We start from the raw sequence: 14,816 nt of genomic DNA, 5'->3' as shown, positions 1-14,816 counted from the left end.
CTCGCTAACGAATGGTGTCGCTGTTGCTGTCAGTGCTGCTGATGGCGGGTGGGGACGGGAACGCTTATCAGGTCCTGGGCGATGGTCAGTTCGCCCTCGAACCCGGCGGCGCGTGCCTGGGTGGCGAAGACATCCGGGTCCGTGTACCGCTGTGAGAAGTGCGTGAGTACGAGATGCCGTACGCCCGCCTCCCGGGCCACCCGGGCCGCCTGTCCGGCGGTGAGATGACCGTGGTCGGTGGCGAGACGTTCGTCCTCGTCGAGGAAGGTCGACTCGATGACCAGCATGTCGCACCCCTCGGCGAGCGCGTACACGCCGTCGCAGAGCCTCGTGTCCATGATGAACGCGAAGCGCTGTCCGCGCCTGCGCTCGGAGACCTCGTCGAGTCCTACGCCCCCCAGCGAGCCCTCGCGCTGGATCCGTCCGACATCCGGCCCGCTGATCCCGTGCTCGGCGAGCCGCTCGGGGAGCATGCGCAGCCGGTCGGGCTCGACGAGCCGGTAGCCGTACGACTCGACGGGGTGCGAGAGCCTGTGGCTGTGCAGGGTGTACGCGTCCGTCTCGGCGAGGATCCCGTCGGCGGCGACCGGGGCCTCGGTCAGCTGGACGGACTCGCGGTAGGCGGTCGCGTACCGCAGCCGCTCGAAGAAGTGCCGGCCGCTCGCCGGGTAGTGCGCGGTGACGGGGTGCGGTACCTGGTCGAGGTTGATCCGCTGGATCACCCCGGCCAGGCCGAGCGAGTGGTCGCCGTGGAAGTGCGTGATGCAGATCCGGTTGATGTCGTGCGCGGCGACCCCGGCCCGCAGCATCTGGCGCTGGGTGCCCTCGCCCGGATCGAAGAGGATGCCCTCGCCGTCCCAGCGCAGCAGATAGCCGTTGTGGTTGCGGTGCCGGGTGGGGACCTGGCTGGCGGTGCCGAGGACGACGAGTTCTCGTACGGACATGGTGCGGCGGCCTGTTATCCGGGAGGCCACTGCATTCCGCGGCCGCCCAGGATGTGGGCGTGCGCGTGGAAGACGGTCTGCCCGGCACCGGCGCCGGTGTTGAAGACGACCCGGTAACCGGTGTCGGTGATCTTCTCGTCGGCGGCGACGTGCCCGGCCTCGCGCAGTATGTCGGCGGCGATCTGCGGTTCGGCGGCGGCGAGGGTGGCGGCGTCGCGGTGGTGGACGCGCGGGATGACGAGGATGTGGGTGGGGGCCTGGGGGTTGATGTCGCGGAAGGCGACGGTCGTCTCGGTCTCGCGGACGATGGTTGCCGGGACGTCTCCCGAGACGATCTTGCAGAACAGGCAGTCGGGCTGCGGTTCTCCCGCCATGGCCGGGCTCCTCGGTCGCGTGGTTGATCCGTACACGGGCATGTTATCGGGCGTGGTTGCCACGTTCTCGAAGCCGGGGCGGAGCCCCGGCTTCGAGAACGTGCGTGCAGGGGAACGAGCCCCTCCTCCTACCCCGGCAGACCCGGTGCCGTCTTCGCCGGGCTTTCCGCGAGCCCCTCGAGCGCGATCCGGATCGCCGCGTCCAACTGCGGATCCCGCCCCACCGCATGGTCCTGCGGCGTCATCACGACCTCCACATCGGGATCCACCCCGTGGTTCTCCACACCCCAGCCGTACCCCTCCAGCCAGAACGCGTACTTGGGCTGTGTGACCAGCGTGCCGTCGACCAGCCGGTACCGGCTGTCGATGCCCACCACACCGCCCCACGTCCGCGTACCGACCACCGGCCCGATCCCGAGCGCCTTGATCGCCGCGTTCACGATGTCGCCGTCCGAGCCTGAGAACTCGTTCGCCACGGCCACCACCGGACCGCGCGGCGCGTCCCCGGGGTAGCTGTACGGCTGCATGCCGCGCGGCAGGTCCCAGCCGACGATGCGGCGGGCCAGCTTCTCCACGACCAGCTGCGACGTGTGGCCGCCCCGGTTCTCGCGTACGTCCACCACCAGCCCTTCACGGGCCACTTCGACCCGCAGGTCCCGGTGCAGCTGGGCCCAGCCGGAGCCGACCATGTCGGGCACGTGGAGGTAGCCGAGACGACCGCCGGACTGCTCGTGCACGTACGCCCGCCGGTCCGCCACCCACGCGTGGTACCGCAGCGCCTCCTCGTCCGCGGTGGGCACGACGACGACATGGCGCAGGTTGCCGCCGTCCGCCGGCTCGACTGTCAGCTCGACCGGCTTGCCCGCCGAGCCGGTGAGCAGCGGTCCGGGTCCGGTCCGGGGGTCGATCTCCTGCCCGTCGACGGCAAGGATCGCGTCCCCGGCGCGGACCGCGACGCCGGGCGCGGCGAGCGGCGAGCGGGCTGCCGGGTCGGACGTCTCGGAGGGCAGGATCCGGTCGATGCGCCAATAGCCGTCGTCCGTACGGGAGATGTCGGCCCCGAGCAGCCCCTGCCGGCTCGTGTCGTCGTGCCGGCCGCCCGACGGCGTCACATACGCATGCGAGGTGCCGAGCTCCCCCTGCACCTCCCAGAGCAGGTCGACGAGGTCGTCATGGGTGGCGACGCGCGCCAGCACCGGCCGGTAGCGGTCGAGGACCCCGTCCCAGTCGACGCCTCCCATGTCGGGCCGCCAGAAGTTGTCGCGCATGATGCGGCCGGCCTCGTCGTACATCTGGCGCCACTCGGCGGCCGGTTCGACGGTCCGGCGGATCCGGGAGAGGTCGACGGTGTCGCTGCCGCCGTCGTGGTCGTCGTCGGAGCCCGCCGGGACACGGCTGTCGGCGGGCACGACGCGCAGCTTGCCCCGGGTGTGCAGGACCAGCCGCCTGCCGTCGCCGCTGACGGCGAACCGGCTGACGTCGGAGGCGAGTTCGTCGCTGTGCAGCTTCTCCAGGTCGTACCGCTCCAGGACGGTGTCCGGCCCCCGGGAGTCCGGCGTCGCCCCTGCCGTTCCGAGCACGCCCGTCACCGGGTGCCGCAGCCACAGCAGTCCGTCCTTCGCCGCGCGCAGCGAGGAGTAGCGGGCGGCCTCGACGGGCAGCGCCACGATCCGGTCGGCGAGCCCTTCGAGGTCGATCCGGGTGACGGGCACCGCGGTGGGGTTGTCCTGGTCGCCGTCGCCGGAGCTCTTCTCCTTCTCGGTCGGGCGGCCGTGGCGCTGCGGCCCGAACGGGGAGGGTGTGGTGGCGGCGAGCGTCAGCAGGTGCGGGCGGCAGGCGCCGACGAAGGCCAGGTCGAAGACGTGCGCGTCGTAGACCGGGTCGAAGGCCCGCTCGGAGAGGAAGGCGAGGTGCTTGCCGTCGACGGTGAACGCGGGGGCGTAGTCCCGGAAACGCAGCGGCGTGGCCTCGGCGACCGACAGGTCGGCGAGGTGCGCGAGCTTGAGCTGGCTCAGCGGCTCGGGCCCGGGGTGGGACCAGGCGAGCCATGCGGAGTCGGGCGAGAAGACGAGCCCGGAGGCGTCGCCGTGTTCACTGCGGTCGACCTCGTGGACCTCGCCCCTCTCCCGCTCGACGATCAGGATCCGGCCGTCGTGCGAGGCGACGGCGAACCGGCTGCCGTCGGGGGCCGCCGCCAGGTCGAGCACCCTGCCGAGCCGGCCGGCGGCCAGCCGGCGCGGTGCGGTGCCAGGAGCGATCCCGGTGGCGGGTGCGCACTCGAGGGCGTCGTCGCCCTCCGCGTCGGTGACCCAGACGACGTGCTGATCGCCGTCGGCCTGGAAGGTACGGGGCAGTCTGGCCCGCACCCCGGGTTCGACGGCCAGCGCGCGGGCCGGGCCCTCGCGGTGGGTGACCCAGTGGACGGCCCCGCGCGTCCCGACGGCGCTGCCGCGGCCGGTACGGTCCGGGGACGCCGAGTCGAGGTGGCTCCCGGCGTGCACGGGGTGCGGCTGGAGGTCGGCGCGCTGGCCGCCGAGGCGGATGTCGAGACGGCGGGGTCCGGCGCCTTCGAGGTCGTCGAGCAGCCACAGCTCACCGGCCGAGGCATAGCTGACGCGGGTGCCGTCGGTCGTTGCGTGGCGGGCGTAGAAGCCGTCGGCCTCGGTGTGCCGGCGCAGGTCGGAGCCGTCGGGGAGCGAGGAGTAGAGCGCGCCGACGCCTTCGTGGTCGGAGAGGAAGGCGAGACGGTCGCCGACCCACATCGGGCATTCGATGTTGCCGTCGAGGCCCTTGTGGATCCGTACGAAGTCCGCGACGCCGTCCGGCCCCTGACCTTCCCCGGGTGATTGCGCGAGCCACAACTTGCCCGCCGTGCCGCCCCGGTAGCGCTTCCAGGTGGCGGCCTCGCGCCCCATGGTGGCAGAGAGCAGCAGGACCCGTCCGCCGGGTCCGTACGCGAGGGAGCCGACCGGTCCGTACGGCAGGGTCCGGGCGGGCCCGCCGTCGACCGGGACGGCCCGGGCCCAGCTGCGGCGCAGCGACACCTGCCCCTGGGTGCTGATGACCAGGACGTCGCCCTCGGGGGTCCAGCCGCGTACGGACGTCCGGGCGTCGCCCCAGTAGGTCAGCCGCTTCGAGGGGCCGCCGTCGACGGGCGCGAGGTGCACCTCGGGGGCACCGTCCCGGGTGGATGTCCAGGCGACGTGGGTGCCGTCGGGCGATATGCGCGGCTGGCTGACGGGCCGGTTGTCGGCGCTGACCCGCCAGGCCCGGCCGCCGTCGAGCGGCGCCAGCCAGACGTCGTCCTCAGCGGTGAAGGCGATCAATTCGCCCTGGACATGGGGGTACCGGAGATAGGCAGGCTGTGTCACATCGATCACCCTAGGCCGCGGTCGTGCTCCGGGGAACGGGGTTGGCCGGAGTCCGCCCACGCCTGCGTGTCGGACGCACTCACTTGCCCCGGGGATATTCGATCACCGTGACGGTCACGGTGACCGTCGGCCGGGCACCGCCACCACCGTTCTTTCCGCCACCACCGCCGTTCCCGCCGCCCCCACCTCCCGTCGGCGGTGTCACACCGCCGGTCGAGGGGGCGGCGTCGCAGTCGCCGAGCACATCGGCCCGCAGGACGGTCCTGTCGCTGACCCTCCCGGTCAAGTCCCCCCGGACGCAGAGCCCGTTGACCTCCTTCGTGACCTTGCCGGCGAGCGTGATGTCCTTGCCGCCCACGGTCCGGCCGCGGCAGTCGACCTGCGCCACCTGCCGCACGGACGCGGAGGGTGAGGGCGAGGACGGCGTCGCACCGACGCCCTCGACCTCGGCCGTGCAGTTCAGCCACCGCACATCGACCCCTTTGCCCTCCAGCGCCCCGGTGCCGGTCCGGTCCGTGGTCAGGGCGACGGACGCGGAGTTCATCCCGTCGATCGGCTCACAGGCGACGGCCCCCGCAACCGCCGCACCGACAAGGCACAGTACGGCCGGAATGCGACGGGTCCGGCCGTGCCCCCATGGACTTGATGCCCTCAATGTCCCCATACGTGGAAGCGTCCCACTACTCCCCCGTCGTGCGGTAGACCGCTTGCGGCCACACCGGACTTGCTGTATGGGGTGGTTACGCCCAGCGGCCGGTGCGTCCCAGCAGCAGCGCCGTCGCCGCGGTGCCCGCCGTGGAGGTGCGCAGCACGCTCCGGCCGAGCCGGCAGGTCCGGGCGCCGGCCTCGGCGAACGCTTCCAGCTCGTCCGGCGAGACACCGCCCTCGGGCCCTACGACCAGCATGATCTCGCCCCCGACCGGGAGTCCGACGGTGGCCAGCGGCTCGCTGTCGTACTCCCGCTCCTCGTGCAGGACAGCCGCGAAGTCCGCTGTGGCCAGAAGAGCGGCAACCTGTTTGGTCGTCATGGCGTCCGTCACCTCCGGGAACAGCGCCCGGCGCGACTGCTTGCCCGCCTCGCGGGCCGTGTTCCGCCATTTCGCCAGGGACTTGAGGCCACGGTCACCCTTCCATTGGGTGATGCAGCGCGAGGCCTGCCACGGCACGATCGCGTCGGCACCGGTCTCCGTAAGGGTCTCGACGGCGACCTCACCACGGTCGCCCTTGGGGAGCGCCTGGACCACGGTGATACGGGGCGCGGGGCGGGGCTCCTCGTGGACCGTGCCGAGGCCCGTGAGGACGAGCCGGTCCTTGCCCTCGGCGGCATCCACGACGCCTTCCACCCACCGGCCGTGCCCGTCCGTCAGGACGACGCCCTCACCGGCGTGCAGCCGTTTCACCGATACGGCGTGCCGCCCCTCCGGCCCGTCCAGGACGAACCGCGGGCCGCTGGGGACCTGCTCGACGACGAAGACCGGTGCGGTCACTGCGTGCTCCTTGTGCTCACTGCCGCGCGCGCGGCATCCAGTTCTTCGGCGAGCAGTTCGGTCAGCCGGCCGGCCGGCAGCTCGCGTGCCATCCGGTGGCCCTGGCCCGCCCACAGGGCCATGCCCTGGGCGTCCCCGGCCTTGGCTGCGGCCTTGCGCAGCCCGCTGGTGACATGGTGCACCTGCGGGTAGGCGGCGGGGGCGTACGGCCCGTGCTCGCGCATGAAGCGGTTGACGAGGCCGCGGGCCGGACGCCCGGAGAACGCCCGGGTCAGCGCCGTCCGTGCGAACAACGGGTTGGTCAGCGCCTGCTTGTGCAGCAGATGGGCACCGGACTCGGGGCAGGCCAGGAAAGCCGTGCCGAGCTGCGCCGCCTCCGCGCCCGCCGCGATCACCGCCGCGATCTGGGAACCACGCATGATGCCGCCCGCCGCGATGACCGGCACCTGGACGGTCTCGCGGACCTCGGCCACCAGGGAGAGCAGTCCAATGCCGGTGCCGTCGGTCTGCGGGTCGTCGCGGTAGGTGGACCGGTGGCCGCCCGCCTCGATGCCCTGGACACAGACCGCGTCGGCGCCCGCCCACTGGGCGGTCTGCGCCTCCTCCGGCGTGGTGACCGTCACGACGGTGTACGTACCGACTCCGGCGAGCGCGTCGAAGGTGTCGCGGGTGGGGCAGCCGAACGTGAAGGAGACCGCCGGAACCGGGTCCTCCACAAGGATGGCGAGCTTGGCCTCGTATCCGTCGTCACCGCACGAGTCCGGGTCACCGAGCGGAGTCTCGTACCAGGCGGCCTCAGCGGCCAGCTGCTGCCGGTACACCTCGACGGCGCTCGGGTCCGCGAGGTTCGGCTGCGGCATGAAGACGTTGACGCCGAACGGCTGACCGGTCAGCCGGCGCAGCTGTTTGATCTCGTTGTACATGCCGTCCGCCGTCTTGTACCCGGCAGCGAGGAAACCGAGCCCGCCCGCTTCGGCGACGGCCGCGACCAGCTGTGGACAGGACACACCGCCCGCCATCGGGGCCTGCACGATCGGATACCGGCAGAGATCGGTCAACGCGGATGACATGACCGCATCGTGCCACGTCGCCTGCACCCTGCCGAATCAGCCATGAGGTGGCCCGAAAGATATCCGGAGCGGGAGTCGGAGGGGATCCGAAAGGTGACCGGAAGGGCTACCGCCATATGCGTACCGCCCGCCGGTCCAGGACCGGCGGGCGGTGCGTTGCAGGGGGCAGTTGACGCGACGGACGGCACTCAGCGGCCGTTGAACGCGTCCTTGAGCCGGGAGAACAACCCCTGCTGTCCCGGCTGGAACTGACCGGTGGGCCGCTCCTCCCCGCGCAGCTGCGCCAGCTCACGCAGCAGTCGCTCCTGCTCCGGGTCCAGCTTCGACGGGGTCATCACCTCGACGTGCACGATCAGGTCGCCGCGTCCGCCACCACGCAGGTGGGTGATGCCGCGGCCGTGGAGCGGGACCGACTGACCGGACTGGGTGCCCGGCCGGATGTCGACCTCCTCCAGGCCGTCGAGCGTCTCCAACGGCACCTTGGTGCCGAGCGCGCCCGCCGTCATGGGGATCGTGACAGTGCAGTGCAGATCGTCGCCACGGCGCTGGAACACCGCGTGCGGCAGCTCGTGGATCTCGACGTACAGGTCGCCGGCCGGGCCGCCGCCGGGGCCGACCTCGCCCTCGCCCGCAAGCTGGATGCGGGTGCCGTTGTCGACACCGGCGGGGATCTTCACGGTGAGCGTGCGCCGCGAACGGATGCGACCGTCACCGGCGCACTCCGGGCACGGGGTCGGCACGACCGTACCGAAGCCCTGACACTGCGGGCAGGGCCGCGAGGTCATGACCTGGCCGAGGAACGACCGGGTGACCTGGGAGACCTCACCGCGGCCGCGGCACATGTCACAGGTCTGGGCGGAGGTGCCGGGTGCGGCGCCCTCGCCACTGCAGGTCGTACAGACGACGGCCGTGTCGACCTGGATGTCCTTGGTGGTGCCGAACGCGGCCTCGCCGAGATCGATCTCCAGCCGGATCATCGCGTCCTGGCCGCGCCGGGTGCGCGAACGGGGTCCGCGCTGCGACGCCGTACCGAAGAACGCGTCCATGATGTCGGAGAAGTTGCCGAAGCCACCCTGTCCGAATCCGCCCGCGCCACCGCCGCCCGAAGCGGACAGCGGGTCGCCGCCGAGGTCGTAGACCTGCTTCTTCTGCGGGTCCGACAACACCTCGTAGGCGGCGTTGATCTCCTTGAACCGCTCCTGGGTCTTCGGATCGGGGTTGACATCCGGATGCAGCTCGCGTGCGAGCCGCCGGAAGGCCTTCTTGATCTCGTCCTGAGATGCGTCGCGGCGCACGCCGAGTACGGCGTAGTAGTCCGTGGCCACTTACGACTCCGCCAGGATCTGTCCGACGTAACGTGCCACTGCGCGTACCGCTCCCATCGTTCCGGGGTAGTCCATGCGGGTCGGTCCGACCACGCCGAGTTTGGCGACTGCCTCGTCGCCCGAACCGTAGCCGACCGCGACGACGGACGTGGAGTTGAGCCCCTCGTGGGCGTTCTCGTGCCCGATACGTACGGTCATGCCCGAGTCCTTGGCCTCGCCGAGCAGCTTCAGCAGCACGACCTGCTCCTCCAATGCCTCCAGCACCGGCCGGATCATCAGGGGGAAGTCGTGCCCGAAGCGGGTGAGGTTGGAGGTGCCGCCGATCATCAGCCGCTCCTCCGTCTCCTCGACGAGGGTTTCGAGCAGGATCGAGAGCACGGTGGACACGGTTCCCCGGTCCTCGCTCTCGAAGGATTCCGGCAGATCCTGCACCAGCTGCGGGACGTCCGCGAAACGGCGTCCGACGACCCGGCTGTTGAGCCGGGCCCGCAGATCGGCGAGAGAAGTCTCACCGAACGGCGCGGGGCAGTCGATCATGCGCTGCTCGACCCGGCCGGTGTCCGTGATCAGCACGAGCATCAGCCGGGCGGGCGCCAGAGACAGCAGCTCCACATGCCGCACCGTCGACCGGGTGAGCGAGGGGTACTGCACGACGGCGACCTGCCGGGTCAGCTGCGCGAGCAGCCGTACGGTGCGGCCCACGACGTCGTCGAGGTCGACCGCGCCGTCGAGGAAGTTCTGAATGGCCCTGCGCTCCGGCGACGACAGGGGCTTGACCCCCGCGAGCTTGTCGACGAAGAGCCGGTAGCCCTTGTCCGTCGGGATGCGCCCCGCGCTGGTGTGCGGCTGGGCGATGAAGCCCTCGTCCTCCAGCACTGCCATGTCGTTGCGGACCGTGGCCGGGGAGACCCCCAGCTTGTGCCGCTCGGTGAGCGCCTTGGAACCGACGGGCTCCTCGGTGCCGACATAGTCCTGGACGATGGCGCGCAGCACTTCGAGTCTGCGTTCGCTGAGCATGGCGCACACCTCCAGCTGTGTCACTCGGTGGATCCCGGTCGTTTCCGTCGTTCCTCGAAGAGCCCTGGCACTCGATGCGTACGAGTGCCAGTAATCCCCCGCCAGTGTACGGCGGCCGGGTAGGGCCCTAGCAAGGGCGACCGGCCACGCTACCCCGAGACTGCGCAGGTCGTTGCCGATAGCGTCGCCGCATGGACGCCTCTTGGGAAGAGTTCGGCTGGGAGCGACTCGGCAACGGTGTGGGCCGGCGGCGGCTTCCCGGGTGGGACGCGACGGTCGCACTGGTGGTCGGAGCGGACGGGGCGCTGCTCTTCGACACCGGATCGACGCTGCGCGAAGGCACGGAGGTCAGGGCCCAGGTGGAGGCACTGATCGGCCGGAGGGTGACGCATATCGCACTCAGCCACCCTCACTTCGACCATGTGCTCGGCACCGCGGCCTTCTCCGGGGCCGAGGTGTACGGGGCGGTCGGAGTGACGGATCTCCTGGCCCGCGGAGCGGACGAGCTGCGCGCCGACGCCGTGCGCCACGGGGTGCCCGAGGGGGACGCGGCGCAGTCGGCCGGTGTGCTGGTGGCGCCGCACCACCAGGTGCACGACGAGTGGACCCTCGACCTGGGCGGCGGCCGCCAGGTGCTGCTGGCGAACGTGGGCCCCGGCCACAGCGGCCACGATCTCGCGGTCCTGGTGCCCGGCTCCCCCGCCGTCGTGTTCTGCGGCGACCTGGTCGAGGAGTCCGGCGAACCGCAGGCGGGAACGGACGCGATGCCGTCGCGCTGGCCGGCCGCGCTGGACCGGCTGCTGGCGCTGGGCGGCGAGGACGCGGTGTACGTGCCGGGGCACGGTGCGCTCGTGGACGCCTCGTTCGTCCGTGCGCAACGTGACCAACTGTCCACTGCATTCGGCGTGTCGTGACCCGTTCCCGTCCTATCGTCGTCCGATGCGCAGCTACCACCCGGATCTGACCCCACCGTGGAAGAAGTCCGCCCCCGTCCCCGAGGTCCCCGCCGAGCCCGATCTGGTCGTGGAGGAGGTCTCCAGCGGCTTCTGCGGCGCCGTGATCCGCTGCGAGAAAACGGCCCAGGGCCCGACGGTGACCCTGGAGGACCGTTTCGGCAAGCACCGGGTGTTTCCGATGGAGCCTCGCGGCTTCCTGCTGGAGGGCCGGGTCGTCACCCTCGTACGCCCATCGGCGCCGGGTCCCGTACGCCCCGCCCGCACGGCCTCCGGCTCGCTCGCGGTCCCCGGGGCGCGGGCGCGGGTGGCACGGGCGGGCCGGATCTATGTCGAGGGCCGGCACGACGCGGAGCTGGTCGAACGGGTCTGGGGCGACGACCTGCGCATCGAGGGCGTGGTCGTCGAGTACCTGGAGGGCATCGACGACCTCCCGGCCATCGTCCGCGACTTCTCCCCCGGCCCGGACGCGCGACTGGGCGTCCTGGTCGACCACCTGGTCCCCGGCTCCAAGGAGTCGAGGATCGCGAGCGAGGTCACGGACGCGAACGTGCTGGTGGTGGGCCACCCCTACATCGACGTCTGGGAGGCGGTGAAGCCGTCGTCGGTGGGCGTCGCGAGCTGGCCGGTGGTCCCGCGCGGCCAGGACTGGAAGACGGGCGTGTGCCGGTCGCTGGGCTGGCCGGAGAACACGGGGGCTGCGTGGCAGCGCATCCTGTCCACGGTCCGCTCGTACCGGGATCTGGAGCCGGCGCTGCTGGGCCGGGTGGAGGAGCTGATCGACTTCGTCACGGCGCCGACCGGCTAGGCGGGGCTGGTCCTCCCGCCGTGACCGGGCGCCTTCGGTCCGTCCGGGGTTCGCGGGCCCGGGGTTCGGGGGGAGCCGGTTACGGGCAGGACAGGACCCGGCAGGGGTGCGGGCGCGCCCCCACCCCTGCCCGTCCCCATCAGTCCACCAGGTCCCTGACCACCGCGTCCGCAAGCAGCCGACCCCGCAGAGTCAGCACGGCCCGTCCCTCCGCATAGGGCGCCTCCTCCAGCAACCCGTCCGCCACCGCTCGTCCCGCCGCGGCCAGCCCGGCCGGCGCCAGCAGCGACAGCGGACAGCCGTCGACCAGCCGCAGCTCCAGCAGGATCCGTTCGACGCGGCGGTCCTCCTCGGAGAGCACCTCGCGTCCCGCCCCCGGCGACCGCCCTTCCGCCAGGGCCTGCGCGTACGCACCGGGATGCTTGACGTTCCACCACCGCACCCCGCCCACATGGCTGTGCGCGCCCGGCCCGGCCCCCCACCAGTCGGCGCCCCGCCAGTACAGCTCGTTGTGCAGGCACCGCCCCTCCGGCGTCCGGGCCCAGTTCGACACCTCGTACCAGGAGAAGCCCGCCGCGGCCATCGCCTCGTCGGCGATCAGATAGCGGTCGGCGTGGACGTCGTCGTCCGTCATCGGAACCTCGCCGCGCCGGATCCGCCGCGCCAGCTGCGTCCCCTCCTCGACGATCAGCGCGTAGGCGGACACGTGATCCGGCCCTGCCCCGATCGCCGCGTCCAGCGAGGCCCGCCAGTCGTCGTCGGACTCCCCGGGGGTGCCGTAGATCAGGTCGAGGTTGACGTGCTCGAAGCCCGCGGCCCTCGCCTCCGCGACGCATGCCTCGGGCCGCCCCGGCGTATGCGTACGGTCGAGGATCTTCAGCACGTGCTGCCGCGCACTCTGCATCCCGAACGAGATCCGGTTGAAGCCGCCTTCCCGCAGCTCCGCCAGATATGCCGGATCGACGGACTCCGGATTGGCCTCGGTCGTGATCTCCGCGTCGTCGGCGAGCCCGAACTCGTCCCGGATCGCCGCCAGCATCCGTACGAGATCCCCGGCGGCCAGCAACGTGGGCGTGCCGCCGCCGACGAACACCGTACGGACCGGCCGCGGGTCGTCGCCGAGCACCTTCCGGGCCTGCCGGACCTCGCCGATCAGGTGGGCGGCGTAGTTGTCACGGGAGGCCAGCGCACCGCCGGAGCCGCGCAGCTCGGTCGCGGTGTACGTGTTGAAGTCGCAGTAGCCGCAGCGGGTCGCGCAGTACGGCACATGCAGGTAGAAGCCGAGCGGGCGGTCGGCAGCGCCTTCCAGGGCATGGCGGGGCAGGGCCCCGTCGTCGGGCACGGGTTCACCATCGGGCAGTACGGAAGGCATACCGTCCATTGTCACTCGCCGCCGGCCGTTCCCGGCCCACGCTCACTGGGCCTGCAGCACGACCAGCGCCAGATCGTCGTCCGGCGGCCGCTCGGCGAACTCGTGGACGGCCCGTTTGATCCGGTCCGCGATCCCTTCCGCGGTCAGCCCGGCGCAGCCCGCCAGTGCCTGGGCCAGACCGTCCCCGTCGTCGAACATCAGCGGCCCGGAGCGCCGCTCCGTCACGCCGTCCGTGACGCACAACAGGCTGTCGCCCGGCGCCAGGTCGAAGCTCTGGCTCTCGTACGCGACGTCCTCGACGACCCCGAGCAGCACCTGTGGCTCGGCAGCGGGCCGCACGGTGCCGTCCGGGCGCAGCAGCAGCGGCAGCGGATGGCCCGCACTGGCCAGCGTGCAACGCACGCCGCCGCCGGGCAGCGGCACCATCTCCCCGTACAGCAGGGAGAGGAACCGGGGCTGCCCGCCGTCCGGCAGCTGCTGGCCGTCCTCCCGCAGATGCTGGCCGCCCTCCGCCAGGTGCTGCCCGCCCGCCGCAGCGACCATGAGGGCGGCGGCCTCGGCGGTCTCCATCGCGTCGTCGAGGAGCAGCCGGTTGAGCCGGTCCAGCACCTCGCCGACGCGGAAGCCCTCCCGGGCCAGCAGCCGCAGCCAGGGGCGGGCCAGGCCGGTGACGACGGCGGCCTCGGGACCGCTGCCCTGCACATCGCCGAGGATGAAGCACCAGCGGTCGCCGGGGCACGCGAAGATGTCGTAGAAGTCACCACCGACGACGCCGTCGTCACTGGGTTCGTACACCAGTGAGCTGGTGACTCCGGGGATGTCGGCGACCTTGCTGGGCAGCAGTCCGCGCTGCAGGATGCGGCTGATGGTGGCCTGTCGGGTGTAGGCGCGGGCGGCGCCGACGGCGAGGCCGACGCGGCGTACGAAGTCCTCGATCAGCGCGGTCACCCCGTCGGGGACGCGGGCGATGCCCTCCCGTCCCAGGAGTACGGCTCCGAGCGTGCGGCCGCCGGCGGTTATCCGATAGGCGAGCGCGGCCCCTGCGCGGCCACTGGAGCGCTCGTCGGCGCCTGGGGCTGCCCCGTCCTCGTCGGCGCCGGGCCACGGCATGGAGACGGGCCCGGTGCCCACCCGCTCCGGCAGCCGGATCGGGTCCTGCTCCAACACGGTGCGCAGCTGCCCGGTCTCGGCCTCGTCACGGTGCCAGACGCTCGCGAGCCGGGGGACGGCCGCGGGCCCGCCGTGCTCCGGCTCCAGCCAGATCGCGCACCAGTCGGCGAGTCTGGGCACAAGTAACTGCCCGGCGAGCGCCGCCACGATGTCCTCGTCGAGCTGGCCGGCGAGCAGGTCGGAGGCCTCGGCGAGGAATGAGAGCGCACCGCGGCCCGCCCAGTCCGCGTCGTCGCGCAGAGCGCGCCGGGCGGTGGGGGCGAGCAGTTCGGCGGTGCGCAGCCCGCTCCGGAGTTCCGGCCCGGCAGCCGCCTCGGGCAACGCGGTCCAGTCGTCGACGGGCAGCCGGGCCCAGACGGTCTTCAGGCCGGTGCGGTACGTGATGCCCCAGCGCTCGGCGAGTGCGGCGACGATCTGCAGCCCGCGCCCGACCTCGGCCGGGTCGTCCGGGTCCGCCGCGGGCACCGGGTCGGGGCGTTCGTTGCGTACGGAACGGGCGGGGTGGTGGTCGGCGACCTCCAGCACCAGGGCTGCGGCCTCGTCCTCGGCCGCCTCCTCCAGCCGGAACAGCAGCTCGACGGTGGTTCCGGCATGCACGACGGCGTTGGTGACGAGCTCATCGGCGACGATCACCGCGTCGTCGGCCAGCCGGTCGCTGAAGCCCACCGCCGCGGGCAGCCCGAGCCCGGTCCACTCGGCGAGGGCTGCCCGGACGAACCGGCGCGCGGCGGCCGGGGCGAGGAGATTCCCCGGCAGGCTCGTCCGTGCGGCCGGCTGCGCGTTCGCCCGCCCGACGTGGTTACCGGGACGCTGAACGGTGTCCCGCTGCAAGGGAATGGGCCCCATGGCGCCGCTCCTGACCTGTTCTCGCACGGCCTGTGTGGCGCCGTGTGCCGCTGACGACACGGACAGAGTGACAGACCGA

Annotated in this window: 12 protein-coding genes; 2 read left to right on the top strand and 10 right to left on the bottom strand. The window is 72.2% G+C overall.

The genetic code is table 11. The features are described 5' to 3' along the window. Nucleotides 1-29: 29 nt before the first annotated feature. The 8 genes from ACIA8E_RS06775 to hrcA form a co-directional block, all read right to left on the bottom strand. Nucleotides 30-944 (bottom strand): ribonuclease Z, encoded by a 915-nt coding sequence (locus tag ACIA8E_RS06775; protein WP_399295274.1) that lies wholly within the window; start codon nt 942-944, stop codon nt 30-32. 14 nt (nt 945-958) lie between these two features. Then, nucleotides 959-1,318, bottom strand: a complete 360-nt coding sequence (locus tag ACIA8E_RS06770) for a histidine triad nucleotide-binding protein (RefSeq protein WP_326630482.1) — start codon at nt 1,316-1,318, stop codon at nt 959-961. 128 nt (nt 1,319-1,446) lie between these two features. Continuing rightward, nucleotides 1,447-4,689 carry a S41 family peptidase gene (locus ACIA8E_RS06765; RefSeq protein ID WP_399295272.1) on the bottom strand — a complete coding sequence of 1,081 codons (3,243 nt, stop codon included), beginning with the start codon at nt 4,687-4,689 and terminating at the stop codon, nt 1,447-1,449. A 79-nt stretch (nt 4,690-4,768) separates the two neighbouring features. Continuing rightward, the gene (locus ACIA8E_RS06760) at nt 4,769-5,233 is read right to left on the bottom strand and encodes a hypothetical protein (protein ID WP_399295270.1); all 465 of its coding nucleotides are present in this window, start codon (nt 5,231-5,233) and stop codon (nt 4,769-4,771) included. A gap of 196 nt (nt 5,234-5,429) precedes the next feature. After that, on the bottom strand, nt 5,430-6,176 hold the full coding sequence (locus tag ACIA8E_RS06755; protein ID WP_399295268.1) for a 16S rRNA (uracil(1498)-N(3))-methyltransferase: 747 nt from the start codon (nt 6,174-6,176) through the stop codon (nt 5,430-5,432). Next, entirely contained in the window at nt 6,173-7,246 is a 1,074-nt protein-coding gene (locus ACIA8E_RS06750) for a nitronate monooxygenase (protein WP_399295266.1), read from the bottom strand. The genes ACIA8E_RS06755 and ACIA8E_RS06750 overlap by 4 nt, the downstream gene beginning before the upstream one ends. A gap of 188 nt (nt 7,247-7,434) precedes the next feature. Next, nucleotides 7,435-8,571: a molecular chaperone DnaJ gene (dnaJ, locus tag ACIA8E_RS06745; protein WP_356642936.1), complete on the bottom strand. Its 1,137-nt coding sequence runs from the start codon at nt 8,569-8,571 to the stop codon at nt 7,435-7,437. After that, nucleotides 8,572-9,588, bottom strand: a complete 1,017-nt coding sequence (gene hrcA / locus ACIA8E_RS06740; protein ID WP_030921092.1) for a heat-inducible transcriptional repressor HrcA — start codon at nt 9,586-9,588, stop codon at nt 8,572-8,574. Nucleotides 9,589-9,779: 191 nt separating this feature from the next. Here hrcA and ACIA8E_RS06735 point away from each other — a divergent pair, with 191 nt between their 5' ends. Both ACIA8E_RS06735 and ACIA8E_RS06730 read left to right on the top strand, forming a co-directional pair. Then, nucleotides 9,780-10,502 carry an MBL fold metallo-hydrolase gene (locus ACIA8E_RS06735; protein ID WP_399295264.1) on the top strand — a complete coding sequence of 241 codons (723 nt, stop codon included), beginning with the start codon at nt 9,780-9,782 and terminating at the stop codon, nt 10,500-10,502. A 25-nt stretch (nt 10,503-10,527) separates the two neighbouring features. After that, entirely contained in the window at nt 10,528-11,349 is an 822-nt protein-coding gene (locus ACIA8E_RS06730) for a DUF3097 domain-containing protein (RefSeq protein WP_399295262.1), read from the top strand. A 139-nt stretch (nt 11,350-11,488) separates the two neighbouring features. Here the strand turns inward: ACIA8E_RS06730 and hemW are convergent, their stop codons facing one another. Together hemW and ACIA8E_RS06720 are read right to left on the bottom strand one after the other, a co-directional pair. Then, a complete protein-coding gene (gene hemW, locus ACIA8E_RS06725) occupies nt 11,489-12,730 on the bottom strand; it encodes a radical SAM family heme chaperone HemW (RefSeq protein ID WP_313937220.1) in 1,242 nt (413 codons plus the stop codon). Nucleotides 12,731-12,763: 33 nt separating this feature from the next. Then, nucleotides 12,764-14,737 (bottom strand): SpoIIE family protein phosphatase, encoded by a 1,974-nt coding sequence (locus ACIA8E_RS06720; RefSeq protein WP_399295260.1) that lies wholly within the window; start codon nt 14,735-14,737, stop codon nt 12,764-12,766. Nucleotides 14,738-14,816 lie beyond the last annotated feature (79 nt).

The sequence above is a fragment of the Streptomyces sp. NPDC051664 genome (assembly GCF_044453545.1).
Taxonomy (GTDB): Bacteria; Actinomycetota; Actinomycetes; order Streptomycetales; family Streptomycetaceae; genus Streptomyces.
This window is presented reverse-complemented; position numbering and strand designations above follow the sequence as displayed.

Coding starts and splice junctions, on each gene's coding strand:
- ACIA8E_RS06730 (WP_399295262.1), top strand. CDS start 10,528: ATGCGCAGCTACCACCCGGATCTGACCCCACCGTGGAAGAAGTCCGCC.
- ACIA8E_RS06770 (WP_326630482.1), bottom strand. CDS start 1,318: ATGGCGGGAGAACCGCAGCCCGACTGCCTGTTCTGCAAGATCGTCTCG.
- hrcA (WP_030921092.1), bottom strand. CDS start 9,588: ATGCTCAGCGAACGCAGACTCGAAGTGCTGCGCGCCATCGTCCAGGAC.
- ACIA8E_RS06760 (WP_399295270.1), bottom strand. CDS start 5,233: ATGAACTCCGCGTCCGTCGCCCTGACCACGGACCGGACCGGCACCGGG.
- ACIA8E_RS06750 (WP_399295266.1), bottom strand. CDS start 7,246: ATGTCATCCGCGTTGACCGATCTCTGCCGGTATCCGATCGTGCAGGCC.
- ACIA8E_RS06720 (WP_399295260.1), bottom strand. CDS start 14,737: ATGGGGCCCATTCCCTTGCAGCGGGACACCGTTCAGCGTCCCGGTAAC.
- ACIA8E_RS06735 (WP_399295264.1), top strand. CDS start 9,780: ATGGACGCCTCTTGGGAAGAGTTCGGCTGGGAGCGACTCGGCAACGGT.
- ACIA8E_RS06775 (WP_399295274.1), bottom strand. CDS start 944: ATGTCCGTACGAGAACTCGTCGTCCTCGGCACCGCCAGCCAGGTCCCC.
- hemW (WP_313937220.1), bottom strand. CDS start 12,730: ATGGACGGTATGCCTTCCGTACTGCCCGATGGTGAACCCGTGCCCGAC.